This is a genomic window from Antribacter sp. NEAU-D49 (assembly GCF_057158775.1).
On record NZ_JBXTSN010000005.1, the window covers coordinates 104,434 to 129,646 of the forward strand.

General features: G+C 69.1%; 26 protein-coding genes and 2 tRNA genes. 11 read left to right on the forward strand and 17 right to left on the reverse strand.

From position 1 onward, the window contains the following. Window positions 1-4: 4 nt before the first annotated feature. The 4 genes from AC060K_RS06320 to AC060K_RS06335 all read right to left on the reverse strand — a co-directional run bounded on the left by AC060K_RS06320 (window position 5) and on the right by AC060K_RS06335 (window position 2,521). Entirely contained in the window at window positions 5-658 is a 654-nt protein-coding gene (locus AC060K_RS06320) for an aminodeoxychorismate/anthranilate synthase component II (protein WP_483764576.1), read from the reverse strand. Between the two features lie 68 nt (window positions 659-726). Further along, window positions 727-894: a hypothetical protein gene (locus AC060K_RS06325; RefSeq protein ID WP_483764577.1), complete on the reverse strand. Its 168-nt coding sequence runs from the start codon at window positions 892-894 to the stop codon at window positions 727-729. Next, on the reverse strand, window positions 894-1,700 hold the full coding sequence (locus AC060K_RS06330; protein ID WP_483764578.1) for a class E sortase: 807 nt from the start codon (window positions 1,698-1,700) through the stop codon (window positions 894-896). Before AC060K_RS06330 ends, AC060K_RS06325 begins: the two co-directional genes overlap by 1 nt. Before the next feature lie 53 nt (window positions 1,701-1,753). Beyond that, on the reverse strand, window positions 1,754-2,521 hold the full coding sequence (locus tag AC060K_RS06335; RefSeq protein WP_483764579.1) for a DUF881 domain-containing protein: 768 nt from the start codon (window positions 2,519-2,521) through the stop codon (window positions 1,754-1,756). Window positions 2,522-2,712: 191 nt separating this feature from the next. Here AC060K_RS06335 and AC060K_RS06340 point away from each other — a divergent pair, with 191 nt between their 5' ends. Further along, the gene (locus tag AC060K_RS06340; RefSeq protein ID WP_483764580.1) at window positions 2,713-2,973 is read left to right on the forward strand and encodes a cell division protein CrgA; all 261 of its coding nucleotides are present in this window, start codon (window positions 2,713-2,715) and stop codon (window positions 2,971-2,973) included. A 111-nt stretch (window positions 2,974-3,084) separates the two neighbouring features. Here AC060K_RS06340 and AC060K_RS06345 read toward each other — a convergent pair whose 3' ends face one another. Together AC060K_RS06345 and AC060K_RS06350 are read right to left on the reverse strand one after the other, a co-directional pair. Further along, window positions 3,085-3,735, reverse strand: coding sequence for a rhomboid family intramembrane serine protease (locus tag AC060K_RS06345; protein WP_483764581.1), 651 nt, complete (start codon window positions 3,733-3,735; stop codon window positions 3,085-3,087). Between the two features lie 257 nt (window positions 3,736-3,992). Beyond that, window positions 3,993-4,532 (reverse strand): peptidylprolyl isomerase, encoded by a 540-nt coding sequence (locus AC060K_RS06350; protein WP_483764582.1) that lies wholly within the window; start codon window positions 4,530-4,532, stop codon window positions 3,993-3,995. Between the two features lie 168 nt (window positions 4,533-4,700). On the opposite strand from AC060K_RS06350, the gene AC060K_RS06355 reads away from it, so the two are divergent. Continuing rightward, window positions 4,701-5,855: a hypothetical protein gene (locus AC060K_RS06355; RefSeq protein WP_483764583.1), complete on the forward strand. Its 1,155-nt coding sequence runs from the start codon at window positions 4,701-4,703 to the stop codon at window positions 5,853-5,855. A gap of 142 nt (window positions 5,856-5,997) precedes the next feature. Here the strand turns inward: AC060K_RS06355 and AC060K_RS06360 are convergent. The 6 genes from AC060K_RS06360 to gyrB form a co-directional block, all read right to left on the reverse strand. Then, window positions 5,998-6,073 (reverse strand) — tRNA-Ala (locus tag AC060K_RS06360). Between the two features lie 18 nt (window positions 6,074-6,091). After that, a complete protein-coding gene (locus AC060K_RS06365) occupies window positions 6,092-6,211 on the reverse strand; it encodes a DLW-39 family protein (RefSeq protein WP_240643976.1) in 120 nt (39 codons plus the stop codon). A gap of 36 nt (window positions 6,212-6,247) precedes the next feature. Continuing rightward, a tRNA-Ile gene (locus AC060K_RS06370) sits at window positions 6,248-6,321 on the reverse strand. 127 nt (window positions 6,322-6,448) lie between these two features. Further along, window positions 6,449-7,054, reverse strand: a complete 606-nt coding sequence (locus AC060K_RS06375) for a DUF3566 domain-containing protein (protein ID WP_483764584.1) — start codon at window positions 7,052-7,054, stop codon at window positions 6,449-6,451. Between the two features lie 680 nt (window positions 7,055-7,734). After that, window positions 7,735-10,422, reverse strand: a complete 2,688-nt coding sequence (gene gyrA / locus AC060K_RS06380; RefSeq protein WP_483764585.1) for a DNA gyrase subunit A — start codon at window positions 10,420-10,422, stop codon at window positions 7,735-7,737. 135 nt (window positions 10,423-10,557) lie between these two features. Further along, complete coding sequence (gyrB, locus tag AC060K_RS06385; protein ID WP_483764586.1) at window positions 10,558-12,645, reverse strand: DNA topoisomerase (ATP-hydrolyzing) subunit B; 2,088 nt, start codon at window positions 12,643-12,645, stop codon at window positions 10,558-10,560. A 617-nt stretch (window positions 12,646-13,262) separates the two neighbouring features. On the opposite strand from gyrB, the gene AC060K_RS06390 reads away from it, so the two are divergent. From AC060K_RS06390 to AC060K_RS06400, 3 genes are all read left to right on the forward strand, one after another. After that, complete coding sequence (locus AC060K_RS06390) at window positions 13,263-13,835, forward strand: hypothetical protein (RefSeq protein WP_483764587.1); 573 nt, start codon at window positions 13,263-13,265, stop codon at window positions 13,833-13,835. A gap of 65 nt (window positions 13,836-13,900) precedes the next feature. After that, on the forward strand, window positions 13,901-14,014 hold the full coding sequence (locus AC060K_RS06395) for an LPXTG cell wall anchor domain-containing protein (protein ID WP_483764588.1): 114 nt from the start codon (window positions 13,901-13,903) through the stop codon (window positions 14,012-14,014). Between the two features lie 501 nt (window positions 14,015-14,515). Further along, entirely contained in the window at window positions 14,516-15,331 is an 816-nt protein-coding gene (locus AC060K_RS06400) for a hypothetical protein (protein ID WP_483764589.1), read from the forward strand. Window positions 15,332-15,407: 76 nt separating this feature from the next. Here AC060K_RS06400 and AC060K_RS06405 read toward each other — a convergent pair whose 3' ends face one another. From AC060K_RS06405 to dnaA, 5 genes are all read right to left on the reverse strand, one after another. After that, entirely contained in the window at window positions 15,408-15,908 is a 501-nt protein-coding gene (locus tag AC060K_RS06405; RefSeq protein ID WP_483764654.1) for a DciA family protein, read from the reverse strand. A 79-nt stretch (window positions 15,909-15,987) separates the two neighbouring features. Beyond that, entirely contained in the window at window positions 15,988-17,274 is a 1,287-nt protein-coding gene (locus AC060K_RS06410; RefSeq protein ID WP_483764590.1) for a DNA replication/repair protein RecF, read from the reverse strand. A gap of 52 nt (window positions 17,275-17,326) precedes the next feature. After that, complete coding sequence (gene gnd, locus AC060K_RS06415; RefSeq protein WP_483764591.1) at window positions 17,327-18,223, reverse strand: phosphogluconate dehydrogenase (NAD(+)-dependent, decarboxylating); 897 nt, start codon at window positions 18,221-18,223, stop codon at window positions 17,327-17,329. Window positions 18,224-18,248: 25 nt separating this feature from the next. After that, a complete protein-coding gene (gene dnaN / locus AC060K_RS06420; protein ID WP_483764592.1) occupies window positions 18,249-19,382 on the reverse strand; it encodes a DNA polymerase III subunit beta in 1,134 nt (377 codons plus the stop codon). A gap of 611 nt (window positions 19,383-19,993) precedes the next feature. Continuing rightward, window positions 19,994-21,406 (reverse strand): chromosomal replication initiator protein DnaA, encoded by a 1,413-nt coding sequence (gene dnaA, locus AC060K_RS06425; RefSeq protein ID WP_483764593.1) that lies wholly within the window; start codon window positions 21,404-21,406, stop codon window positions 19,994-19,996. Window positions 21,407-21,831: 425 nt separating this feature from the next. Between dnaA and rpmH the strand changes: the two genes are divergently transcribed. From rpmH to rsmG, 6 genes are all read left to right on the forward strand, one after another. Continuing rightward, window positions 21,832-21,969 carry a 50S ribosomal protein L34 gene (gene rpmH / locus AC060K_RS06430; protein WP_012895733.1) on the forward strand — a complete coding sequence of 46 codons (138 nt, stop codon included), beginning with the start codon at window positions 21,832-21,834 and terminating at the stop codon, window positions 21,967-21,969. A 3-nt stretch (window positions 21,970-21,972) separates the two neighbouring features. Continuing rightward, a complete protein-coding gene (rnpA, locus tag AC060K_RS06435) occupies window positions 21,973-22,389 on the forward strand; it encodes a ribonuclease P protein component (protein ID WP_483764594.1) in 417 nt (138 codons plus the stop codon). Beyond that, on the forward strand, window positions 22,386-22,712 hold the full coding sequence (gene yidD, locus AC060K_RS06440; protein ID WP_483764595.1) for a membrane protein insertion efficiency factor YidD: 327 nt from the start codon (window positions 22,386-22,388) through the stop codon (window positions 22,710-22,712). The genes rnpA and yidD overlap by 4 nt, the downstream gene beginning before the upstream one ends. Before the next feature lie 66 nt (window positions 22,713-22,778). After that, window positions 22,779-23,843 carry a membrane protein insertase YidC gene (yidC, locus tag AC060K_RS06445; protein WP_483764596.1) on the forward strand — a complete coding sequence of 355 codons (1,065 nt, stop codon included), beginning with the start codon at window positions 22,779-22,781 and terminating at the stop codon, window positions 23,841-23,843. Window positions 23,844-23,853: 10 nt separating this feature from the next. Next, the gene (locus AC060K_RS06450) at window positions 23,854-24,402 is read left to right on the forward strand and encodes a Jag family protein (protein ID WP_483764597.1); all 549 of its coding nucleotides are present in this window, start codon (window positions 23,854-23,856) and stop codon (window positions 24,400-24,402) included. A gap of 89 nt (window positions 24,403-24,491) precedes the next feature. Beyond that, complete coding sequence (rsmG, locus tag AC060K_RS06455) at window positions 24,492-25,184, forward strand: 16S rRNA (guanine(527)-N(7))-methyltransferase RsmG (protein ID WP_483764655.1); 693 nt, start codon at window positions 24,492-24,494, stop codon at window positions 25,182-25,184. Window positions 25,185-25,213: the final 29 nt, after the last annotated feature.

Genomic DNA, 25,213 nt, shown 5'->3' on the forward strand with positions numbered 1-25,213 from the left:
AACCTCAGTCGGTGTGGACGAGCGGAGCCATGCCTGCCGACCGCTCGACCGCCCCGGCGAGGCCGCACATCTCGAGCCAGTTCGCGAGGAGGCGGTGCCCGCCCTCCGTCAGCACAGACTCGGGGTGGAACTGGACGCCGTGCAGCGGCAGCTCACGGTGCTGCAGCCCCATGACCACGCCGCTCTCGGTGGTGCAGGTGACCGTGAGGTCGTCCGGGATCGAGTCCGGGGTCGCGGCGAGCGAGTGGTACCGCGTGGCGGTGAACGGCGAGCCCAGCCCGGCCAGCACCCCGGTCCCGTGGTGCTCCACGAGGCTCGTCTTGCCGTGCATCAGCTCAGGAGCATGCGTCACCTTCGCGCCGTACACCTCCGCGAGGGCTTGGTGCCCGAGGCAGACGCCGAGCATCGGGGTGCGCGACCGGGCGCACGACCGGATCACGTCCTCGCTGCTCCCCGCCTCGTGCGGCGTGCCGGGACCGGGTGAGACCAGGACGCCGTCGAACACCGTTCCGTCGGTGTCGTGGAACCGTCCCTCGGCGTCCGGCTCAGGGACCGCGTCGTTGCGCACCACGACGGTGCTCGCGCCGAGCTGGTCGAGGTAGCCGACGATCGTGTAGACGAACGAGTCGTAGTTGTCCACGACGAGGATGCGGGTCATCGTCCTCACCTTCCGTCAGCAGTGTCCCGCCGAGAATACTCGGTGCACCGCCGACGCAGGCAACCTGCTCAGGGCCCGGAGGCGCCGACGGTCGTCTCGTTGAACGGCATGTACTCCGCGAGCCAGGGGAAGAGCCACTCGAAGCACGCCGCCACGACCAGTGCCGCGAGCAGCAGCGCCAGGATCACCCGCAACCACACGGGGCCCGGCAGCAGGCGCCAGATCAGGCCGTACATCACAGTCCTCCGTCGGCATCGAACGAGATCCCGGCGTCGAGGAGCTCCTGCGGTGTGCCCTCGCTCACCGGTGCCCAGTAGTCCAGCTCGCCGTGCACGATGAAACGTTCCCTCGCGGAGTACATCGGGTGGCACGACGTCAGCGTGATGAACCGCTGGGTCAGCTCGGGCAGCGGGTCGCCCGCCTTGAGGCCGGGAACGGGTGCCACCACCTCCGTCTGCCAGGGCGTCACGATCTTCGACTCCGTGACCCGGTAGACGTACCAGGTGTCCTCCGTGCGCACCACCACGGGATCACCGGCCTGCAGGTCGGCGATCAGGTGGAAGGGCTTGCCGTAGGTGGTCCTGTGCGCGGCGGTGGAGAAGTTGCCGAGGTCGCCGGGCATGGCGGTGTCCGGGTAGTGGCCGATCCCGATCGTGTCGAGGACTGTCGCCTTCTCCACCCCCTCGGCGATCGGCTTCACGTAGTCGGCGCCCCAGCGCGGCACGTACAGCTGCCCGAAGACCTCGCCGGCCACGGGCGGCGTGGCCACGGGCGGCGTCTCCGGCGCCCGGTGCTGCGTGGCCACGGCCGGACCAGCAGCCTGTGCCGGCGGGGGAGTCCAGTCGAGGCCCTCGATGATCTCCGCCTGCGCCCGGTCGCCCTCGACGTCCGTCCACCAGAGCTGCCACACCACGAACAGTCCGAGGATCACGCCCGCTGTGACGAGGAGCTCGCCCACCACGCCGACCGCAGAGGCGACGACGCCGCCCGCGTCGCTCGACCGACGTCGGTCCTGAGGCGGGGGGGCGTAGTGCCTGGCCACGGGGGAGGGCTCCCACCACCGGGTGACACGCGGGCGCGTGTCCGGCGCGTAGGTCACGAGAAGACGTCCGTTCCTTCGGGAACCTGGGCATGGCGCAGGCCGCTGCCTGCGGAGTAGGCCGGGAGCTCGACAGCCTCGTGGCGCTGGACCGCCCAGCCGAGGTTCACCGCGCTCACCCAGTCGAGGTAGGTCTGCACGCCCTCCGACCGGTCGAGCGCCGCCTCGAGCTGGACCGGGTCACCCACCACCGTCACGATGTACGGCGGCGAGAACACCTTGCCGTGCAGCAGGAGGATGTTACCCGAGCACCGGAACGCGGAGGTCGCAGTGACGCGCTCGCCCTGCAGGGTCATCGCCTCCGCACCACCGGCCCAGAGCGCGTTGATGACGTCCTGCAGGTCCTGCTGGTGGACCACGAGGTCGTCGGCCGTGACCCCCGAGACGGACCACGACGACGGCGGTGCGTCGTCGAGCGACACCGTGAGCCCCGGCCCGGTGACGGGGAGCGTCCCGGCCGCCACGCCCTGACGTGCGGCAAGGGCCGGGTCCGTCCGGGGCACGTCGGCCGCCACCTGCTGGTCCAGTGCGCGGACCTCCGCGTCGAGGGCGTCAGCACGCGAGGCCAGCTCCGAGACCCGGCGGGCCTCGGCGTCGGCCAGCGTGGCGAGGTCCTGAGCATGGCGGCCGTCAGCCGTGTCGGCGAGCTGGGCGCTGGAGGCGAAGAGAAGGCCTGCCGCGGCGAGGACCGCGCCCACGGTCATCGACGAACGCAGCTGCACGCGCAGCGAGGGACCCTGCGGTCCCGTGCTCGGTCCGGCCATCACCAGGCCCCCTTCGTCACGCATCCTGGGTGGTTTCCTGCTGCCCTGGTCGCCTGCCGGCAAAACCCGAGGGCCTCACGACACGTCCTGTGTCACTCATGCGTCATGGTGACCACTACGCTAGTCCACGAAAGCCGTCGTCGGCCGACCACCTGGGGCCGGCCGTCACCTCCAGGACAGGAGCCCGCCTCGTGCCCGAGTCGAAGTCCCGCAAGAAGAAGACCGCGCCGGACGTGGACAAGCCCGCGGCCGCAGCGCAGCCGCAGGTGAGCCCTCGCTGGCTCGCTCCGGTCATGCTGGGTCTCATGATCCTGGGCCTGGCCTGGGTCGTGACGTTCTACCTCACGAGCTCCGGCCTCGGCCTCCCGATCCCGCAGATCGGCCGGTGGAACCTCGCTGTCGGCTTCGGCCTGATCGTGGCCGGCTTCGCCCTGACGACCCGCTGGCGCTGATTTTCCACAGCCGCTGTGCGGGAGGTCGAAGATACCCACAGCTGTGGGTAAAGCTGGGGAAAAGAGACCTTCGCCCGGTCGGGGTCCTGAGGTCGGCGCCGTAGCCGGCACCTACAGGACCCCGACCGAGGTGTACTTCCAGGCCGACGCCGCGATCAGCACCACCATGCCCACCACCGGCACCAGCCACGCCATGGCAGTACGCGCGGAGCGCGGCGCGTAGGCGAAGGCGGCGGCGACGGCGGCACCGGTGATGAGTCCGCCGAGGTGCGCCTGCCAGGCGATCCCCTGCACCATGAAGCCGATCGCGAAGTTCACGGCGAGCAGCACCAGCACCTGCCCACCGCTCCGGCCGAGCCGGTTCAGCACGGGCAGCATCGCGCCGAAGAGCCCGAACACCATGCCGGAGGCCCCCACCACCGCGGGACCCCACAGGTACCCCGCGGACGTGAGCACCGGACCGGGAGAGAGCACGAGCACCCCCACCGAACCGCCCACAGCGGCGAGCACGCAGAGCACGACGAACCGCGCGCGGCCCAGGATCGGCTCGAGGAACGAGCCCGTGATCCACAGCGCGTACATGTTGAACAGGATGTGCAGCGGGCTCGTCGCGTGGAGGAACGCCGCCGTGAGGAACCGCCAGGGCTCCCCGTCGACGCCGGCCCCCGGCCAGAACTGCCACAGGTCCGTCCATTGTCCGCCGGTCACCAGCTGTAGGAGCCAGCTCACCACGCACACCGCGACGATCGAGATCGTCACCACCGGTCGGCCCGTCGTGACCGCTCCACCGAGCGCTGTCCGGACCCGTGGTGCGGCCCGGGCAGCGTCTCGCACACAGTCGACGCACTGGATACCCACCGCAGCGGGGCGCTGGCACTCGGGACAGGTGGGACGGCCGCAGCGCTGGCACCGCACGTACGACAGGCGGTCCGGGTGCCGCGGACAGACCGGCGGTCCGGCCGCGCCGGGGTCGGCGGGGCCCGGGCCGGCCGGCCCGCCGCCGTGCTCAGCGCTGATGGTCAGTCCTCGATGGTGACCGACGTGATGGCGATGTCCTCGACGGGGCGGTCACCAGGACGGGTGCGCGCCTGGTCGATCGCGTCGACGACGGCCCGCGACTCGTCGTCGGCCACCCGGCCGAAGATCGTGTGCTTGCCGTTCAGCCACGGCGTCAGGGTGGTGGTGATGAAGAACTGGGACCCGTTGGTGCCCTCGGTCTCACCGGTGACCGGGTTGCGGCGCTTACCCGCGTTCGCCATGGCGAGGAGGTACTTCTGGTCGAAGGAGAGCTCCGGGTGGATCTCGTCCTCGAACGTGTAGCCGGGCCCGCCCGTGCCCGTGCCCAGCGGGCAGCCGCCCTGGATCATGAAGTCCTGGATCACGCGGTGGAAGATCAGCCCGTCGTAGAACGGGTCCTTGCGCTCCTCACCGGTGCGCGGGTCCGTCCAGACCTTGGTGCCGGTCGCGAGCCCGACGAAGTTCGCCACGGTCTTGGGCGCGTGGTTCGGCAGAAGCTCGATGCGGATGTCACCGGAGGTGGTGTGCAGGGTTGCGAACATGGCTCAATCCTCCCACGACGAGGCACCCGTTCGCTGGCAGTCCGCCGGGATCGGGGCAGGACTCCGCACGGACTTCCCTCGCTTCGTCCGCACACCGGTGGCAGAGTGGGGACACGAGGGAAACGTACTGTTCATCCGACCCAGGACCGGCGTCCCGGAGGTATTTCCATGTCGCGCAAGAAGCTGACCGACCACGTCGACACCAGCAAGTTCGAGCAGATCGATGCGGAGAAGCTCAAGGAGTCCGCGGCAACCGCAGCCGCGGTCCTGGCTGACGCAGGTTCACGCGCAGCAGTGCAGGCCGGCGTGCTCGCCGGCCAGGCCAAGGAGAGGGCCACGCAGGCCAAGGGCTGGGCCGAGCCCAAGGTGTCCGAGTTCGTCGCCTGGCTCACGCCGCGCGCCGAGAAGGCCTGGCAGGACGGCGTGCAGGCAGCGGCACCGCGGGTCGAGAAGGTCGCCGAGAAGGCCGCTCCGGTCATCGACACCGCCCACGACAAGCTCGTCGACGAGATCCTGCCCAAGATGGTCGCGGCGTTCAACGCCGCGGCGGCCCAGGCGGCCGAGTCTGCCCAGGTCCGCGCAGCGGGAGGTGCGACGGCGGCCGCGGTCTCCGCGAAGTCCGTCGCCGACAAGGTGGCAGCGTCGGCCGAGAACGCCTCAGGCAAGAAGCGCGGCTGGCTGTGGGCGCTGCTCGGCCTGGGGGCGGCGGCCGTGGGATACGTGTTCTGGCGACGGGCCCAGCCGCAGAACGACCCGTGGGCGGAGCCGTGGGAGCAGGCCACCAAGCCGGACTACTCCGGTGCGGCGCGCGACGCCAAGCACGTGGTGGCGCAGGCCGCCGAGACCGTCGGCGAGGCGGCAGGCACCGCCGTCGCGAGGGGCCGCGAGGCGGCAGACAAGGCCGCGCACGCCGCGGAGGACCTGAGCGCCAAGGCGGCACAGGCGGCCGAGGCGGCACGGACGCGCGCGACCGAGGCGGCCGGCAAGGCGTCGGAGGCCGCCAAGGCCGCCGCTACCAAGGCGGCGTCGAAGGCGCGGACCACAACCCGCAAGAGCACCGACGAGGTCGGCACGCCGACGATCCCCGCAACCGCGCAGGCCGCGGGGACCACCACCTCGGGGTCGACGGGCACCACGACGGCCACGACCACGTCCAGTGCCTCGACCTCGCCTGCCCCCGAGGAGTCGGGGAAGGCTGCGGCAGAAGCCGCACCCGCAACCAAGGCGCCCGACTCCGCAGCCGCGAAGGCTCGCGAGATCGCGGAGGCCGCGGCCCGCGCCGCGGAGAAGGACCAGGACGCGGCGCCCAAGGACAAGGCCTGACAACCTGTGGAGCTGGTCGCTGACCACGAGAGCCCCCGGCCTTCCGGCCGGGGGCTCTCGTGTCACGCTGCGACTGCGGTGCCAGGGACCCGCTGAACGACGAATCCCACCGAGAGCCGAATGCATCGGTCCTGGTGGGAGGTGGTGGAGCCAAGGGGACTCGAACCCCTAACCCCCTGCTTGCAAAGCAGGTGCGCTACCAATTGCGCCATGGCCCCCTGCGGGATGTCTCAGGTTCAGTCCAGGGTGTCAGTGACCTCGGACCACAGGTCCCGCCCTTGGGCGTCCTCGTTGAGCTTGCGCCACAAGACATACCCGGCGCCAGCCGCCAGGAGCAAGATGAACAGCTTCTTCACGAGTTCCTCCTGGTGTACCCGATCGGGTCCGGGGAGTGGGGCTAGGAGGACTTGAACCTCCGACCTCTTCCTTATCAGGGAAGCGCTCTAACCGTCTGAGCTATAGCCCCGTCACGCCAGCATGTTGTGCTTGCGCCGCACGAGACCTTACCGCAGGTCGGGGGTCTCCCCCAAACCGAAATGATCGTGCAGCGGTGTGACGTGCGCCCGGCGGACCGGGCGCACGTCGAGGATATGTCAGTCGTCGGTCAGGGTCATGTGCACGCCGCCGACGAGGGCCGCCACAATGTTGTAGAGGAAGGCCATGATCGTCGCGATCGCGGTCATCAGCACGATGTTGCAGATCGCGATGAGCGTCGCGAGCGAGACCACACGGTCGAACTCGACGAACTGCGTCAGGTTGACGTTGCTCTGGGTCCCGACCACCTCACCCACGAACTCCTGGATCGTCACGAACACCTCGAGGCTGTTCAGGACCGACCAGAACACCGCGGTGGCCACCACCGTCATGATGGCGACGGCGACCGACAGCAGGAACGCGAGCTTCATGACCGACCACGGGTCGACGCGCGAGACGGCCAGCCGTACACGGCGCGGCCCGGCGGGGGCCGCTGCCACCTGGGGTGCAGCACCCGTCGCCGGCTGCGCCTGCGGTGTTGCCGCGCCCGTGCCGTGCGCCACCGGCGGAACACCCGGCGTGATGGGAGCCGTCGAGGACTCCTGCGTCGCCGTGCCCCGCACGCCTGCCGCCGCGTAGTGCATCTCAGGTCGCGGGCCGGACGTGGCCGGCTTGCTCTCCTGAGCGGAACGGCTGCTCTCGTCGGACTGTCCTTCAGGAAGCACGGACGACACCTTCTTCGCCGCCGAGCGTGCCGCTGCCAACGCAGCGGCCGCAGCCTTCACAGCACCTGCCTTCATGCTGGCCGCTGCATCCCCGAGAGGAGAAGCTGCCGTGGTGTCGTCAGCCCGGGCAGGCGCACCGTTGGTGGGCTCGGGCTGTGCCGGGCGGTTCCACGGCTCGCCCGGAGCGGGTACGGCGCCGAGGGCTGCGCCGCTCGATCCCTGACTCGGCGACGGAGCAGCCGGAGGCGGCGGGGGCACCGGCCGGGAGGCCGCCGGGACCGCAGCGGGGGTGGACCCCGTCTTGGGCTTGGGCGCGCTGGCACCGGCCTCGTACGCCGACCGCCAGATGCCACCCTGGACCGGGATGCTGTCCGCGGCGCTCGAGGTGTCCCCACTGGCCGACGGAGCCGGCTCGGGCGCGGTCGGAGCGGGCTTTGCCGGAGCGGGCTTTGCCGCCGGCGCGGCAGGGGCACGATCAGCGGACGAACCGTTGGTCGGGCCCTGACCCGTGGGCTTCCCGTCAACTTCACCCGTAGCCGGCGTCTTCTCGCTGGTCGAGGTGTCCTTCGCCGGGGTAGCGGGTCTCTGGGTGTCGACCCGCACCCGTGTGATGTCCAGATCCTCGTCGAGCTCCGGCTTCGCAGTCGTGCTCGTCGTGGGACCGGTCTTGTCGCTCGTCATCAGGTGTCCTCGCGTCCGGGGCTGTCCTGCTCAGGGGTGCTCGGGGTCTCGCCGGCACCCGACTCTGAATCCACCGTATCGCGGTCGACAGCGGCTTGTTCGTCAGTCTTGTCGCTCGGCTCGCCATCGGCGACCTCAGCGTCCTCGTCACCGAGGTTACGCTCGGCGTTCCGGGCGACCGCGATAATACGGTCCCCCTTGTCCGGCTTTGCGAAGGTGACACCCTGCGTGTTGCGTCCCGTGAGGTTCACTTCGGCGACCGCGGAGCGAACGATCTTGCCGCGCTCCATGATCACCAGGACCTCGTCGTCCGGCTCCGTGACCAGCGCGCCGACAAGGTCACCGCGGGCCTCCACCAGGTTGGCCACCTTGATGCCCAGGCCACCACGGCCCTGGACCCGGTACTCCGAGATCCGGGTTCGCTTGGCGAAGCCGCCCTCTGTCACGACGAACAGGTCCGTACCGTCCTTGACGACGTCCGCGGACAGCAGCTCGTCGTCCTCCCGGAACTTCATGCCCGTGACGCCCGACGTGGCACGACCGAGGGGTCGCAGCGCGTCGTCGTCGGCCTTGAACCGGATCGACTGCCCCTTGCGCGAGACCAGGATGAGGTCGTCGTCGGCGTTCACGAGGCGGGCGGAGACGAGCTCGTCGGACCGGCCCTCCTCGTCCTCGCGCAGGTTGATCGCGATGAGACCGCCGGACCGCGGCGAGTTGTACTCCGAGAGGCGCGTCTTCTTGACGACCCCGCGCTTGGTCGCGAGGACCAGGTAGTCGGCCGTGTCGTAGTCGCGGATGTCGAGCACCTGGGTGATGCGCTCGTCCGGCTGGAAGGCCAGCAGGTTCGCCACGTGCTGGCCCTTGGCGTCCCGGCTGCCCTCGGGCAGCTCGTACCCCTTGGCCCGGTAGACGCGGCCAAGGTTCGTGAAGAACAGCAGCCAGTGGTGCGTCGTCGTGACGAAGAAGTGGTCGACGATGTCGTCCTCGCGCAGCTGGGTACCGCGCACGCCCTTACCGCCACGCCGCTGGGACCGGTAGTTGTCGGACCGCGTCCGCTTGGCGTAGCCACCGCGCGTGATCGTGACGACGACCTCCTCCTCGGGGATGAGGTCCTCCATCGACATGTCGCCGTCGTAGGGGAGGATCGAGGTGCGGCGCTCGTCGCCGTAGCGTTCCACCACGTCCGCGAGGTCGTCACCCACGATCTTCCGCTGGCGGTCGGGCTTGGCCAGGATGTCCTCGTAGTCGAGGATCTCCGCCTCGAGCTTCGCGTGCTCCTCGAGAATCTTCTGCCGCTCGAGGGCCGCGAGGCGACGGAGCTGCAGGGCGAGGATGGAGTTCGCCTGCTGCTCGTCGATCTCGAGCAGGTCGATCAGCCCGGTGCGGGCCTCGTCGACGTCGGGGGAGCGGCGGATCAGCGCGATGACCTCGTCCAGCGCGTCGAGCGCCTTGAGGTATCCCACGTAGATGTGGATCTGCGCCTGGGCCTCGCGCAGGAGGTAGGCCGTACGGCGACGCACCACGTCGATCTGGTGGGCAGTCCAGTGCCGGATGAACGCGTCGAGGCTCAGGGTCCGCGGGACCCCGTCCACCAGCGCCAGCATGTTCGCGCCGAAGTTGTCCTGCAGCTGCGTGTGCTTGTAGAGGTTGTTGAGCACCACCTTCGCCACCGCGTCGCGCTTGAGCACGATGACCAGGCGCTGCCCGGTACGACCCGAGGTCTCGTCGCGGATGTCGGCGATGCCCTGGATGCGTCCCTCGTTGACCAGGTCCGCGATCTTCGACGCCAGGTTGTCGGGGTTGACCTGGTAGGGCAGTTCCGTGATGACCAGGCAGACCCGGTTCTGGATCTCCTCGACGGTGACGACGGCGCGCATCGTGATGGAGCCGCGGCCCGTGCGGTACGCGTCCTCGATGCCCTTGCGACCCAGGATCTGAGCACCGGTGGGGAAGTCCGGGCCCTTGATGCGCTGCATGAGCGCCTCGAGCAGCTCCTCCCGCGTGGCCTCCGGGTGGTCGAGGTGCCACCGGACGCCGTCGGCCACCTCGCGGAGGTTGTGCGACGGGATGTTGGTCGCCATGCCGACCGCGATCCCGGCCGAGCCGTTGACCAGCAGGTTCGGGAAGCGGGACGGCAGGATCGCCGGCTCTTGCGTACGACCGTCGTAGTTGTCCTGGAAGTCGACCGTGTCCTTGTCGATGTCCCGGACCATCTCCATGGCGAGGGGGGCCATGCGGCACTCGGTGTACCGGGGGGCTGCCGCAGGGTCGTTGCCGGGGGAACCGAAGTTGCCCTGGCCGGCCACAAGCGGGTACCTCAGCGACCAGTCCTGCACCAGACGCACCAGCGCGTCATAGATCGCTGTGTCGCCGTGCGGGTGGAACTTGCCCATGACGTCGCCGACGACGCGCGAGCACTTCGAGTAGGCCCGGTCCGGCCGGTAGCCGCCGTCGTACATCGCGTACAGCACACGCCGGTGCACCGGCTTGAGGCCGTCACGCACGTCGGGGAGCGCGCGCCCCACGATGACGCTCATCGCGTAGTCGAGGTACGACCGCTGCATCTCGAGCTGGAGGTCCACCTGCTCGACACGGCCGTGCTGCACCGCCAGGAGCGCCTCGACGCCCGGCAGTCCGTCGTCCGTGCTGTCCGGCCCGTTGTTCACACCGGGGGTCTCGTCCGTCACCGTCTGTTCTTCCTTTCGTCTCCCTGGTCACCGTACGCAGCCCGACGACGGCCGCCCGTGGCGGGCGGGGCGTCGTCGGGCACCGTGCTAGGTGGCCAGGGCCCTGTCGATATCCGAGGCTCGCAAGCTCACTCCTCAGATATCGAGGAAGCGCACGTCCTTGGCGTTGCGCTGGATGAAGCTGCGGCGGGACTCCACGTCCTCGCCCATGAGGACCGAGAAGATCTCGTCCGCTGCCGCCGCGTCGTCCATCGTGACCTGCAGCAGCGTCCGGTTCTCCGGGTCCATCGTGGTGTCCCACAGCTCGGAGTAGTCCATCTCACCCAGGCCCTTGTAGCGCTGGATGCCGTTCTCCTTGGGGATCCGCTTGCCCTGCGCCTGGCCGGCGGCCAGGAAAGCGTCCCGTTCGCGGTCCGAGTACACGTAGTCGTGGGGGGCGTTCGACCACTTCAGGCGGTACAGCGGCGGCTGCGCCAGGTACACGTGGCCGTGCTCGATGAGCGGCCGCATGTAGCGGAACAGGAGCGTGAGCAGGAGGGTCGCGATGTGCTGACCGTCCACGTCGGCATCTGCCATCAGCACGATCTTGTGGTACCGGAGCCGCGCCAGGTCGAAGTCCTCGCCGATCCCCGTGCCGAAGGCCGTGATGATCGACTGGACCTCCTGGTTCGACAGCGCCTTGTCCAGCCGCGCCCGCTCCACGTTCAGGATCTTGCCGCGGATCGGGAGGATCGCCTGCGTGCGGGGGTTGCGTCCGCGGACGGCCGAGCCGCCGGCGGAGTCACCCTCGACGATGTAGACCTCGCACTCCTCCGGCCGGTTCGACTGGCAGTCGCGCAGCTTGCCCGGCATGCCGCCGCTGCTGAGGATGCCCTTGCGCCGGGTGGCCTCGCGCGCCTTGCGCGCCGCGATGCGGGCGAGGGACGCCGAGATCGCCTTGCGGATGATGTCCCGGGCCTCGCCCGGGTGCGCGTCGAACCAGTCGGTGAGCCGCTCGCGCACCACACGCTGGACGAACGTCTTGGCCTCGGTGTTGCCCAGCTTCTGCTTGGTCTGGCCCTCGAACTGCGGCTCACCGAGCTTCACGCTGATGACGGCGGTGAGGCCCTCGCGGATGTCGTCACCCGTGAGGTTCTCCTCCTTCTCCTTGAGGATGCCCTTCTCGCGCGCGTAGCTGTTGACCAGCGTGGTCAGCGCCGCGCGGAAGCCCTCCTCGTGTGTGCCGCCCTCGGGGGTGGAGATCGTGTTCGCGTACGTGTGGACCGACTCGCTGTACGCGCTCGTCCACTGCATCGCGATCTCGACCGCGATCTTGCGCTCCTTGTCCTCCGACTCCACGTCGATGATCTCGTCGTGGATCAGGTCGACCTTCTTGGCCGAGTTGAGGTGCTTGACGTAGTCGACGAGGCCGCCCTCGTACACGTACGTCACGGTGCGTGCGCCCGACGACGTCGCGGCCTCGCCCTGGGCGTTCGTGTCGCCTTCCGCGGGAGCCGCGTGGACCTCGTCGTCGTGCACCTCGCCGGCCACGACCGGGAGCCCGCCGGTCACCTCGTCGGCGTTGATGGTGTGCCCGGCACGCTCGTCGGTGAGCGTGATCTTCAGGCCCTTGTTGAGGAACGCGTACTGCTGGAAGCGCGAACGCAGCGTCTCGAAGTCGTACTCGGTGGTCTCGAAGATGGTGCCGTCGGCCCAGAACGTCTGCGTCGTGCCGGTGCCCTCGTCCGACCCCAGCGGCTCCAGGCGCTCGACGCCGGTGACCGGCGTACCGCCGTTCTGGTACTCCTGGCGCCAGTTGTAGCCGTCGCGGCGCACCTCGGACACGAAGCGGTGGCTCAGCGCGTTCACGACCGACATGCCGACGCCGTGCAGACCGCCCGACACCGCGTAGCCACCACCGCCGAACTTGCCGCCGGCGTGGAGGATCGTCATGACGACCTCGAGCGTCGGCTTTCCCTCGGTGGGGTGCATGGCCACCGGGATCCCACGACCGTTGTCGCGGACCCGTACGCCACCGTCGGCCAGCAGGGTCACGTCGATCGTGTCTGCGTGACCCGCGAGGGCCTCGTCCACAGAGTTATCCACAATTTCGTAGACGAGGTGGTGAAGTCCGCGCTCACCGGTGGAACCGATGTACATGCCCGGGCGCTTACGAACGGCCTCGAGACCTTCCAGGACTGTGATGTTCCCGGCGTCGTAGCCGCCGTCGATTCGCTCTGTCACGGGCGGGAGTGCTCCTCTTGTCTTTCAGGCGCACGGCGGGCACAACCCATGAAGCAGTGGACCGTGCCGGGCCCGGGTGAATTTAGCGGGCGGCGGCCCAGGTCTAGGGCGGCTCGTCGGTGCTCAGCGTCCCGGGTGGAAACCCGGCGCGGTTGACCTGGTCAGTCTACCTTCTGAACGCCGAAAACTCGCGATCCTACGGCACCTGTGGGCACTTCTCCACAAGCTTCCTCCACAGGCTGATCGCGGGCGTCACAGGGCCTGGACGACGCTCTCGCCGCCGGGCGCCCCGACCGGCCGCGGACGGCAACGCCCGGGCCCCCGAGAAATGTGTCCGGGACGCCTTCTCTCTCTGGTTGAATGCGCGCGACACACTCACCGTGCAACGGCGCACGGCCCCTTTTCTCGCAAGGACCCCCGATGAAGCGACTTCTCGCGACGGCCGCAACCACGGCGCTCGCCCTGGGCGGGCTGCTGTCCGCCACGGCTCTCCCCGCTGCGGCTGACGTCGCACCGCCTGCTGTTCCGGCGACAGTATCTGGCTCTGGGACGCTGACAAGGTCACCCCAGTCACACCCGACCGGGTCACCACCTGTGGCGCCACCGTCGAGGACCTCGTGATCCCCGAGGACACCGCCGAGATCTTCTACGAGTTCGACGGGGCAAACCTCTTCGCGAACGCTCGGCCCGGGTTCGAGTTCGGAGGTCCGCCCTACGCCGGTGGTCAGTACGCGCCGGAAACGGGCGGGAGCACGAACGGGATCACTCGTCTTCGGATTCACGTGGGCCAGGTGGTCTCGCCACGGTGCGAGCTCACCACGCCGATCGCCTATGAGGCGGTCTGTGTCGACGGTGAGCCGCGTCTGAAGTACTCGATCGGGCGACCCGAGGGCATGCTCGGTGACGTGGCGTACATCGAGTGGTCTGGTAAGGGTGCAGATGCGCCGTTGTGGGCCGGTAGCGGGCACGACTACCCGCTGGAAGGCCTGTACAGCTTCCCGGACCTCGTCATGAACGGCGACGGGACCTATTCTGCCCGTGGGTACCCCGAGACCCGAGTGGCCGACGTCGACCTGCACATCTCCCTCGAGGGGCAGGGGAGGACGGTATCCGGCGCTACTACTACGCGACCTTCGATGACGCCCCGGTCGCTAGCCCGTGCCCGTCGGCCACCGCCGCCGGACCCGTGAACAACCCCGTCGCCACCCCGGCCCCGACCGCGACCTCGGCAGCAGCCGCAGCGCAGACCCGGCCGATGCTCCCCGAGACCGGCGCGACCGTCGGCACCGCCACCGGCATCGCCGCCCTGCTCCTCGCCGCCGGCGCCGGGCTCATCTGGTACCGCCGTCGCGCCACCGCACGCGACTGACCTGACGACGCGAAAGGCGGGCACCCTGCGGGTGTCCGCCTTTCGCACTGTCGAGCCTGGGCAACTTTCTGGTTGAATGCGCGCGACACACTCACCGTGCAACGGCGCACGGTCCCTTTTCTCGCAAGGACCCCCGATGAAGCGACTTCTCGCGACGGCCGCAACCACGGCGCTCGCCCTGGGCGGGCTGCTGTCCGCCACGGCTCTCCCCGCCACCGCCGACACTGCGCCACTGCCTACGCCGGTTCTGGTGACGCCGGCCGATCCCGGTTTGCTCACCGAGTGCGACGCCACCCTGGACGACCTCGCCATTCCTGAGAACACCGAGGCGATTCACTACGAGTTCGACGGCGAGCAGCTGCTTGCACGAGCCCAGGCCGGATACACCTTCGGCTCGGGACACTCGTTCGGTCGCTACCGTCACATGCCGGACGACGGCGTGAGCGGCATCATGACTGGCGTCTTGGCAGCGCTGGACGTCCGTGAGCTGATCTCCGCAACGTGCGACCTGACGACACCGGTCTCGTACGAGGCCGTCTTGCCCGCCAGGGCAACTCGGTCACCGTCGTCGTCGACGGCAAGGAGATCGACGAGGCGGCGTTCGGCAACAGCTACACGAAGACGTACCGCTGGAACGACTACAACATCGACCCGGGCACCGTGAAGTCCTGGGAGGTTGTCATCGACGCCTCGGACGACAACCGGTTCGACACGAGCGTCAAGGGCGGCCCGATCAAGGGCTGCAAGCCGACCCCGTCCCCGACGCCCACGCCTTCGCCCACCCCGACGCCGTCCCCGTCCCCCAGCGCCACACCGTCGGCGACGCCCGTCTCGCCGGCCGTGCCCGTCGTGGACTGCACCGTTGATTCGGTCGACGCGATCGCGAAGCCTGCCGACACGGACTCGGTCACCTATGTCAAGGACGCCGCCGGCATCACGGCCACGCTCAACGACGGCTTCTCGTGGGGCGACCTGGGCACGTACGATGAGCTCTCCCCGACCACCGCGATCCTCCCGGCCGAGGACCTCGCAGCGCTCCTCGCGGCGCTGACCTGCGAGTCCGAGCCGACGCCGAGCCCGACCCCCACGGAGACGGCGCCCGCCCCGGTCGCCTCCCCGTCCCCGAGCGCCTCGCCGTCGCCCTCCGCGACACCGACGCCGTCGGCCTCGCCTTCGGCACCGGCCCCGGCCGCCACGCAGCCGCCGAGCCTCGCCCAGACCGGCGCCACCGTGGGCGGCGCCGTGCTGCTCGCGTTGCTGCTCGCCGGCGGCGGCTTCGCGCTCGTGTGGGCACGTCGTCGGATCCAGAACGTCTGACCGACCGGCCTGACACACAGGCCTGACTGACGAAGGGCTCCCCGGTTCACCGGGGAGCCCTTCGTCGTCCACAGGTTCATCCCCAGGTGTCGCGCGGCCCTGGGCCGCGCACGGCCCGCGGCCCACGCCGGAAGCCCGGGCCCGCCGGCCCGAGCACCGTCACCTCTTCCACCACGCCCTCGCCGATCTCCTCAGCCATCCTGCGCAGCAGCGTCGGGACGAGCAGCCGCAGCTGGGTCGCCCACGCCGTGGAGTCCGCCCGGACGACCAGCACCTTGTCCTCGAAGGTCTCCGGCGGGCAGTGCTCGGCCACGTCCGGTCCCACGACCTCACGCCACCTGCCGACCACGCCACCCACCGAGACCTCCGCGGTCCAGCCCTTCTCGCGCAGCAGCCGGCCGACCACCTCGGACAGCAGCTGCGGGTCGCGTGCGTTCGGCCCCTTGCGCTCACGGTGCGGCTCATCCAGGGGAGAGCGCCGGGCGGGGGCACCGGGGCGGAGTCCCCTGGCCCGCGCCGCGGCCTTGGCGCGGTTCAGCGCCGCACGCGCCACCTCGGACGGGGGAGTGAGCGGCACGGCCTCGGCCGCCTCGTCGCCCGTCCCGTCCTGCCCGACGCCGGAGCTCGCCCCGGGCGTCCGGCCCGCCTGCCGCTCATCACCGCTCACGCGCCACCGTCCCTGGTTCCACGTGGAACCGTACGCCCTGGAGCGCACCCGGCACGTCGTCCGGGACGGCGGCCGTCACCAGCACCTGCCGGGCGGGCGCCACGAGCTCCGCAAGCCGTTCCCGGCGCCGTACGTCGAGCTCCGCGAATACGTCGTCCAGAATCAGCACGGGTTCCGCGTCGGTACCGAGGTCGGGATTCCAGAAGGCCGGTGCCTGGACCTCACCGCTGAGCAGGCGGTAGGAGGCGAGCCGGAGCGCGAGGGCGAACGACCAGGACTCACCATGGCTCGCGTAGCCCTTGGCTGGAAGGCCCGCGAGGGTGAGGACCAGATCGTCACGGTGCGGGCCGACGAGACTCACACCGCGGTCCAGCTCCTGCTGGCGTACCTCGCGCATCGCCGCGAGCAGCGCGTCCCGGACGTCGGCCACCGAGGGGAGCGCGCCGCCGTCGGGCACCGCTCCTGGGAGTGACCACTTGTACGCGATCTCCGCGACGCCTGCCCCGGCGCTCACCTGGTCGTACGACGCAGCCACCGCCGGACGCAGAGCCTCCACCAGCTCCAGACGGAGCACCAGGATCTCTGCGCCGAGCTCGGCGAGCCGGGTGTCCCAGACGTCGAGGGTGGCGAGCTCGGCACCAGCAGGATCGCCGGTCGCACCTGCGCCGTTAGCCACCGACCCTGTGGATAGTCCTGTGGACGACGATGTGGATGAACTTGTGGACAACCCGGAGCGGGAAGGCCTGGCAACGGGCCTTCGACGCGCCCCCCGGGCAGACTTGAGCAGTGCCGACCGCTGGCGCAGCACCCGGTCGTAGTCAGACAGAACGCCTGCCACACGCGGGGTCATCAGGACGAGGAGCTGGTCCAGGAAGCGGCGCCGTCCGTCCGGGTCGCCCTTGACGAGGGCCAGGTCCTCGGGGGCGAAGAGCACCGTCCGCAAGATGCCCAGGACGTCCCTCGCACGTACCGGCTGACCTCGGTTGATGCGTCCGCGATTGGCTTTCCCTGGCGTGATTTCAAGCTCGATGGTGCTCGCTCGGTCCGCCCGGACCACCCTCGTCCGTACCACGGCGCGGGAGGCGCCGGCGCGGATCAGAGGGGCGTCGGTCGAGACCCGGTGGGACCCCAGTGTCGCGACGTAGCCGACCGCCTCGACCAGGTTCGTCTTACCCTGACCGTTCGGTCCGAGGAAGGCGTTGACCCCCGGTTCGAGCTCGACGTCGACCGCTGTGTACGAGCGGAAGTCGAGCAGCGAGAGGTGCGAGACATACATCGGAAGTCCTGTGGAAGAAGGTGTGGACAACCGGCCCGTGCGGGCCGGGCGGTCAGTCCGCCTTCTTGACCGAGTGCCCGCCGAACTGCTGCCGCAGAGCCGCCACCGCCTTGAGCGCGGGGGACTTCTCCTGGCGCGACGCGAAGCGTGCGAACAGGGAGGCGGAGATGACCGGGAGGGGCACCGCGAGATCGATCGCCTCGTCGACGGTCCATCGACCCTCGCCTGAGTCATCGACCCAGTCGTCGAGCAGCGCGAGCTCCGGGTCCTCCTCGAGCGCCTTGACCATCAGGTCCAGGAGCCACGAGCGGACGACGGTGCCGCGCGTCCAGGCCTTCATGGTCCCGCGCACGTCGGTGATCACGTCGTCCTTGGCGGCGAGGAGCTCGTACCCCTCGGCGTACGCCTGCATCAGGCCGTACTCGATGCCGTTGTGCACCATCTTGGCGAAGTGACCGGCGCCGACGGTCCCCGCGTGGACAAAGCCCTCCTCGCGGGGGCCCTCGGGGCGCAGGGCGTCGAACACGGGCAGCAGGGCCTCTACGTGAGCGACCTCGCCGCCTACCATCAGGCCGTAGCCGTTCTCCAGGCCCCACACGCCCCCGGAGACGCCGACGTCGACGTAGCCGATGCCCTTCGAGGCGAGGGCGGTGGCACGCTCGCGGTCCTCGGCGTAGTGGGAGTTGCCACCCTCGACGATGATGTCCCCGTCACCCAGCAGCTCACCGAGCTCCTCGACGACAGTCCGGGTCGGGTCGCCGGCCGGCACCATGACCCACACGACCCTGCGCTCCGCGGGAAGCGCGGCGACGAGCGCGGCCAGCGTCGGGACGTCCGACACCTCGGGCCGGGGGTCGTAACCGGTGACCTCGATGCCCCCCTTGCGCAGGCGGGCGCGCATGTTGTTGCCCATCTTGCCGAGCCCGACCAGGCCGATGTGGCTGACCATCGTGTGTCTCCTTCAGAGCCGGACGTCAGCCGGCAAAACGGATCGGGACCAGGAGGTAGCGGTACGAGGAGTCGTCCTCGCCGTCCAGCGACTCCTGGCCGGTGAACTCGACAGGCTTGTTCGGGTGCGTGAAGGACAGGCGCGTGAAGTCCGTCCCCAGGGCGCCAAGCCCGTCCAGCAGGAACTGGGGGTTGAAGGCCACCGCGATGTCCTCGCCCACCAGCACCGCCTCGAGAGCCTCCGACGCCTGTGCGTCGTCGCCCTGGCCTGCGTCCAGCACGACCTGCCCGTCGGTGAAGGACAGGCGGATCGGGGTGTTGCGCTCAGCGACGAGGCTGACGCGCTTGGCCGCCTCGATGAGGGGCGCGGTCGCCACCACGGCGTGGATGGGGGTGGCGTCGGGGAAGAGGCGCCGCACGGCCGGGTAGTCGCCGTCGACCAGCTGCGACGTGGTGTGCCGGCCGCCCGCCTCGAAGCCCACCAGGTCCAGCCCGGCGCCTGTGGACAGCGCCACGTTCACCAGGCCACCGCCGGCGCCGAGGGAACGCGCGACGTCGTTCAGCGTGCGTGCGCGGATCAGGGCGACGGCGGAGTATCCCGGGGTGGCAGGAGTCCAGGTGAGCTCCCGCAGGGCGAGCCGGTAACGGTCCGTCGCCAGCAGGGTGATCCGCTCGCCCTCGATCTCCACACGGACACCGGTCAGCAGCGGGAGGGTGTCGTCCTTGCTGGCCGCCACGGTGACCTGGTTGACGGCGAGCGTGAGGGCGTCGCCCGAGACGGTGCCGGTGAGCTCGGGCATCGTGGGGAGTGCCGGGTAGTCCTCCACCGGCATGGTGAGGAGCGTGAACCGGCTGGCACCGCACGTGAGCATCACCTTGGTGCCCTCGAGGGTGACGTCCACCGGCTTGTTCGGCAGCGCACGTGAGATCTCCGCGAGGAGGCGCCCGGAGACAAGGACCGTGCCCGGTTCGGCAACCTCTGCAGGGATCTCGGACCGGGCCGACGTCTCGTAGTCGAAGCTCGCCAGGTTGATGATCCCCTGCGCGTCAGCCTCGATGCGGACGCCGGCGAGGACCGGTGCAGGCGGCCTTGTCGGGAGCGTGCGGGCGGTCCAGGTCACAGCATCAGCGAGGACGTCGCGCTCGACCCTGAACTTCATGCCGTTGCATCTCCCTCTATGGCTCTGACTGTCCTGCCAAACCCTACGCGAGGTCTCGGCTCTCCGGCACTCCGGCGTGACCGACCGGTGGATGACATCTCAGAGCGCTCGTACTAGTGTTCGATGCGCTGATGCCGTCACCCGGACCGCCCTGATGAAGGCGTGTGGATTCTTTCTCTTCTGAATCAGTAGTCGTCGTAGTAGGTGTTGTGGAAGATGGGGATAAGCGCTGTCTACGCAGGTCAGAGGCCTCGTGGGCATGTGGAGGAGCTGTGGGGTCACCTGTGTGTGAACTAGGGGTCCCTGTGGGCAGAGATTCTGTGCACACACCCTGTCCACCGATTGTGGGTCCTCCGCCCACAGAATTCGGGGGTTCATCCACACCCGTCCACAGCTTTCTACACAGGTGTGCACGGGGGTCGCATCGAGAAACCTGTAGTTCTGCACAGAAATCGTCCACAGAGGTGGGGACAACTAGGTGGCGTGGCGGGATCACGCGGAAACTGCTGTGGAGGAGCCTGGGGACGTGCCTACCAGCAACAGCGTGAAGTTGTCCCCAGGGGTTTTCCACAGCGGTGTGCAGAAGGGCCTGAGATGGACGTCGTCGCAGGTCAGCCCCGGTGCTGCTGCTTGATCCGGCTCGTGAGCTCGGTGACCTGGTTGTAGGTGGAGCGACGCTCCGCCATCTGCCCGGCGATCTTCTTGTTGGCGTGCATCACGGTGGTGTGATCTCGCCCACCGAACTGCTGACCGATCTTCGGGAGCGAGAGATCCGTGAGCTCCCGGCACAGATACATGGCGATCTGGCGGGCGGTGACGAGGACGCGTGACCGCGACGAACCGCAGAGATCTTCGATCGTCAGACCGAAGTACGCAGCGGTCTGAGCGATGACGACGGCCGGCGTGATCTCTGCCGAGTCATCGTCGGTGATGAGGTCCTTGAGGACGATCTCCGCCAGTGCCAGGTCAACCTGCTGGCGGTTGAGGTTCGCGAAGGCCGTCACGCGGATCAGAGCACCCTCGAGCTCCCGGATGTTCGTCGAGATGCGGGAGCCGATGTAGGAGAGCACCTCGTCCGGTACGTCCAGGTGCTCGCTCGCGGCCTTCTTCCGCATGATCGCGATACGCGTCTCGAGATCCGGCGGCTGGACGTCCGTGATGAGACCCCACTCGAAGCGGGAGCGGAGCCGGTCCTCGAACCCGTGCAGCTGCTTGGGCGGCACGTCGGAGGTCAGGACCACCTGCTTGTTCGCGTTGTGGAGCGCGTTGAAGGTGTGGAAGAACTCCTCCATCGTCTGCTCCTTGCCCTGCAGGAACTGGATGTCGTCGATGAGGAGGACGTCGACGTCGCGGTAGCGCCGCTGGAACGCGCCGGCCTTGCCCTCACCGATCGAGTTGATGAAGTCGTTCGTGAACTCCTCGGAGTTCACGTAGCGCACGCGCACGTGGGGGTACAGGTTGTGCGCGTAGTGACCGATGGCGTGCAGCAGGTGCGTCTTGCCCAGCCCGGAGTCGCCGTAGATGAACAGCGGGTTGTACGCCTTGGCCGGCGCCTCGGCCACCGCGACCGCGGCGGCGTGGGCGAACCGGTTGGACGACCCGATGACGAAGGTCTCGAAGATGTACTTCGGGTTGAGCCGGGTGGGCTCCCCGGACGGCTTCGGCGCCGGCTGAGGAACCACCGGGATCTGAGCCTCCTGAGGCTCGGGCTCCTCCGGCAGCGACATCTGCGACGGACCGGCGAGGGCGTCATGGCTCAGCTCGGGGTCCACAGTGATGCCGAAACGGATGTCCCGGCCGAGCACCGACGAGATGGCGGAGACCAGGTCGTCACGGACGGCGGTCTCGAGGTACGTGCGGGTCTGCTCGTGAGGCACCGCGATGAACACCATGTCGTCGAGGATCGCCATCGGCTTCGCAAGCCGGATGAAGGCCAGCTGACGCGGGCTCATGTCCGGCCGGCTCTCGAGCGTGGCCAGGGTCTGGGCCCAGACGTCCGTGATGTTCTCGTCCGGGTTGGCCACGGCTTTTCCTTCTGCTCGGTGCTGGTGGGGGAGGCGTGTCCGGCGGTCGTCCTGGGTGCTGGATCTCCTGAAGTCTGCCATCATGAGGCATCGTCCACACAGTTGTCCACAGCCTGTGGATCTGTGGACAGGCCTGTGGACAGCCGCCCGCCCGACGTCGGAACGGCAGGGTCTTCCCGAATCTGCGGACCACGCGGGGGTACGGTGTGGCGCTCGTGACAGGCTTCCCAGTTTGACCCCCGGGCCCTCCGCGGCGTAACGTCAGACAGCCGTTCCAGGTACTTTCAGCGCGCCCAGACGTGGCTTTGGCCACGGGCCCAGGCCTTGGGTCGGCCCCGGTCGACTGCGTACCTCGCTCGGCCTGTAACGAACCCTGCATCGTCGAGGACTGACGGTGTGCCTCCCCGACGTTCTTGGAGTACCTCGTGAGCAAGCGGACTTTCCAGCCGAACAACCGCCGCCGTGCGAAGACCCACGGTTTCCGGCTGCGTATGCGCACCCGTGCCGGCCGCGCCATCCTGGCTGCTCGCCGCCGCAAGGGTCGCGTCGAGCTCTCTGCCTGAGCCGTGCTGCCAGCGGCGCACCGACTGCGCCGTTCCGTGGACTTCGAACGGGCGGTGCGCCGCGGCACGCGTGCAGGACGATCGACCTTGGTGGTTCACCTCCTCGTCAATGACGAGGGGGATGAACCGTCACAGGTCGGTTTTGTCGTATCTAAGGCCGTCGGCAACGCGGTCCAGCGCAACCTCGTGAAGCGCCGGCTCCGCCATGCCGCGCTCGCACACGTCGACGAGCTGCCCCCGCGTACGCGTGCAGTGGTGCGGGCCCTCCCGCCTGCGTCCGGTGCCACGTTCACGGAGCTGTCGCGAGACCTGGCCTCGAGCCTGACCCGGGCACTCGCCCGGGCGACGGGCGAGGATCGGGGCCCGCGTGCGGCGTCGGGCAGCAGCGCCCGCCCCTCACCCACCGGAGCCGGGCGATGACCTCCTTGTTCCGGGCACCCACGTTCCGTGGCGAGCGAGTCACGCTCAGCGATGTGCCTGTCGCCGTGCTGGTGGGGATGATCCGGGTCTACCAGACGTTCATCTCTCCGATGAGCGGTCCCACGTGCAAGTACTACCCGTCGTGCTCGCAGTACGCCGTGATCGCCCTGAAGCGGCACGGGGCCCTGCGAGGTCTCGGGCTCGCGCTGTGGCGGCTTCTGCGGTGCAACCCGTGGAGCCTGGGCGGGGTGGACGACGTCCCGCCGGCGCGCGGGGCTCGTGCTCACGACGACACGCACGCACCGCACACGCACGGAGCCTGACCGCTCACCCGGGACAGTGTCCCGGACCCCCGGACTTCGCGTCACCGACTCAGGAGCACTTCACCGATGGACTTCTTCGCCTTCCTCTACCCGATCGAATGGGTGGTGGCCTGGATCATGTACGGGTCGCACGCCCTGTTCACGACCCTCGGGATGCAGTCCGGCCCGGGCTTCGCCTGGGTGCTGTCGATCGTGGCCCTCGTGATCGTCATCCGCGTGCTGCTCATCCCCCTGTTCTTCAAGCAGATCAAGGCGTCCCGCGGGATGCAGATGGTCCAGCCGGAGCTGCAGGCGATCCAGAAGAAGTACAAGGGCAAGACGGACCCGGCGTCCCGCGAGGCGATGACCCGCGAGACGATGGAGCTGTACCGCAAGCACGGCACCAACCCCTTCGCGTCCTGCATGCCGCTCCTGCTGCAGTCGCCGATCTTCTTCGCGCTGTTCAACGTGCTGAACGCGCTGAAGCCCATCGCCGACGGCGACTACAAGCGCGACGCGATCGGCCCCATCACGCAGGACGTGGCGGGGGACATCGAGCAGTCGACGCTGTTCGGCGCCCAGCTCTCCGACGTCTTCATGACGACGGACTCGTGGACCTCGCGGATCGTCGTCATCGGCCTGATCGTGGCCATGAGTGCGACGACGTTCCTCACGCAGCGCCAGCTGACGATGAAGAACATGCCGCCGGCGGCGCTCGAGGGTCCCATGGCCCAGACGCAGAAGATGATGCTGTACTTGCTCCCGCTCGTCTTCGCGATCTCCGGCGTGAACTTCCCTGTGGGTGTCCTGATCTACTGGACCGTCACCAACGTCTGGTCCATGGGCCAGCAGTACTACACGATCAAGCGCATGCCGACGCCTGGCTCCCTTGCCGAGAAGCAGCTCAAGGAGCGCCAGGCGCGTAAGGCTGCTGCCAAGGCGGCCAAGAACGGCGGGGTCGTGCCGGTCGAGGACGCTCCTGTCGTGGAGGCTCCGCGGTCCGGCCAGCGCGTTCAGCCCAAGCGGAAGAACCGCCAGAAGACGACGGGCTCGCAGCCGGCCAGGCCTGTGACGGCCCAGTCGGCGCCGACCGATGCGGCGGGGGATGATGCCCCTGGTGGCGACGCCGGCACCAGGCCGAAGAAGAAGTAGGAGAGCGCACATGAGCCCGACGGACACGCCCGCAGCCGAGGCGAAGGACCTGACGACGCGTCTCGAGGAAGAGGGCGAGATCGCCGCCGACTACCTCGAGGAGCTGCTCGACATCGCTGACCTCGACGGTGACATCGACATCGACATCACCTTCGACCGGGCAGCGGTCGAGATCATCGCCGACGACGCGTCGTCGCTCAGGCACCTCGTGGGCAAGGACGGTGAGGTCCTCGACGCGCTCCAGGAGCTGACCCGCCTCGCGGTGCAGGCGAAGACGGGGGAGCGCAGCCGGCTGATGCTCGACATCGGTGGCCACCGTGCCGCTCGGCGGGCAGAGCTCACGCGGATCGCCGAGGCTGCGATCGAGACGGTGCGGGCCACAGGCACGGAGTTGTCGCTGGATCCCCTGAACGCCTTCGAGCGCAAGGTGGTGCACGACGTCGTCGCGGCGGCCGGGCTGGTGAGCGACTCTCGCGGGGTAGAGCCAGGCCGGTACGTCGTGGTTCAGCCGGCCGGCACGGCATCGGGCGAGACGGACGCAGTGGCCGACGTCGGCTGACGGGGAACGAGATGCCGGGGCCGGTGCGCGTCTGAGGACGAGTACCGGCCTTCGGTCTGCCGGGTGGACGAGGAGACGGACGGGTGGACATGGACGAGCAGGCAGCAGGGAACGACCGCGAGCCCGAGGGCTTTGACGACGAGGTCCGCGACGCGGAGACCCTGGGCGTGAGTCCGGCCGTGCGGGAGTACTTCGGTGACAGCTATGAAGTGGTCTCCCGGTTTGCGGCGCTGCTCCTGGATCAGGGAGAGCTGCGCGGACTGATCGGTCCGCGCGAGGTCCCGCGTATCTGGGAGCGACACATCCTCAACTCGGCGGCGGTGGTCCAGTATCTCCCGACCGAGGGAGTGGTGGCCGATGTCGGTTCTGGCGCTGGCCTGCCGGGCATCGTGATCGCTGCGATGCTGCCTGACGTCGAGGTGCTTCTCGTCGAACCGATGGAGCGTCGAACCGCCTGGCTCTCCGAGGTGGCGGAAGAGCTGTCCCTGCGGAACGTGCAGGTGAAGCGCGGTCGGGCCGAGGAGTATCACGGTGCATTCGAGGCGGACGCCGTCACCTCTCGTGCGGTCGCAGGGCTCTCCAAGCTGGTGCGGATGAGCATGCCCCTCGTTCGGGTGGGTGGTGAGATGGTGATCCTCAAGGGACGTAGCGTGGAGCAGGAGGTCGAGCCGGCCCGCAAGGTGCTGCGCTCGTTCAAGGCGGGCGAGCCGGACATCCTTGCCGGAGAGACGGTGCCGGGAGTTGAGGCGACGACGATCCTGAGGGTGATACGGGGCAAGTAGCAGTCCTCGTTTCACGTGAAACATGATCG

Coding starts and splice junctions, on each gene's coding strand:
- AC060K_RS06350 (WP_483764582.1), bottom strand. CDS start 4,532: ATGTTCGCAACCCTGCACACCACCTCCGGTGACATCCGCATCGAGCTT.
- AC060K_RS06395 (WP_483764588.1), top strand. CDS start 13,901: ATGCTCCCCGAGACCGGCGCGACCGTCGGCACCGCCACCGGCATCGCC.
- yidD (WP_483764595.1), top strand. CDS start 22,386: ATGACCTCCTTGTTCCGGGCACCCACGTTCCGTGGCGAGCGAGTCACG.
- rsmG (WP_483764655.1), top strand. CDS start 24,492: ATGGACGAGCAGGCAGCAGGGAACGACCGCGAGCCCGAGGGCTTTGAC.
- AC060K_RS06410 (WP_483764590.1), bottom strand. CDS start 17,274: ATGTATGTCTCGCACCTCTCGCTGCTCGACTTCCGCTCGTACACAGCG.
- AC060K_RS06325 (WP_483764577.1), bottom strand. CDS start 894: ATGTACGGCCTGATCTGGCGCCTGCTGCCGGGCCCCGTGTGGTTGCGG.
- gnd (WP_483764591.1), bottom strand. CDS start 18,223: ATGGTCAGCCACATCGGCCTGGTCGGGCTCGGCAAGATGGGCAACAAC.
- AC060K_RS06320 (WP_483764576.1), bottom strand. CDS start 658: ATGACCCGCATCCTCGTCGTGGACAACTACGACTCGTTCGTCTACACG.
- AC060K_RS06355 (WP_483764583.1), top strand. CDS start 4,701: ATGTCGCGCAAGAAGCTGACCGACCACGTCGACACCAGCAAGTTCGAG.
- dnaN (WP_483764592.1), bottom strand. CDS start 19,382: ATGAAGTTCAGGGTCGAGCGCGACGTCCTCGCTGATGCTGTGACCTGG.
- AC060K_RS06335 (WP_483764579.1), bottom strand. CDS start 2,521: ATGGCCGGACCGAGCACGGGACCGCAGGGTCCCTCGCTGCGCGTGCAG.
- AC060K_RS06450 (WP_483764597.1), top strand. CDS start 23,854: ATGAGCCCGACGGACACGCCCGCAGCCGAGGCGAAGGACCTGACGACG.
- yidC (WP_483764596.1), top strand. CDS start 22,779: ATGGACTTCTTCGCCTTCCTCTACCCGATCGAATGGGTGGTGGCCTGG.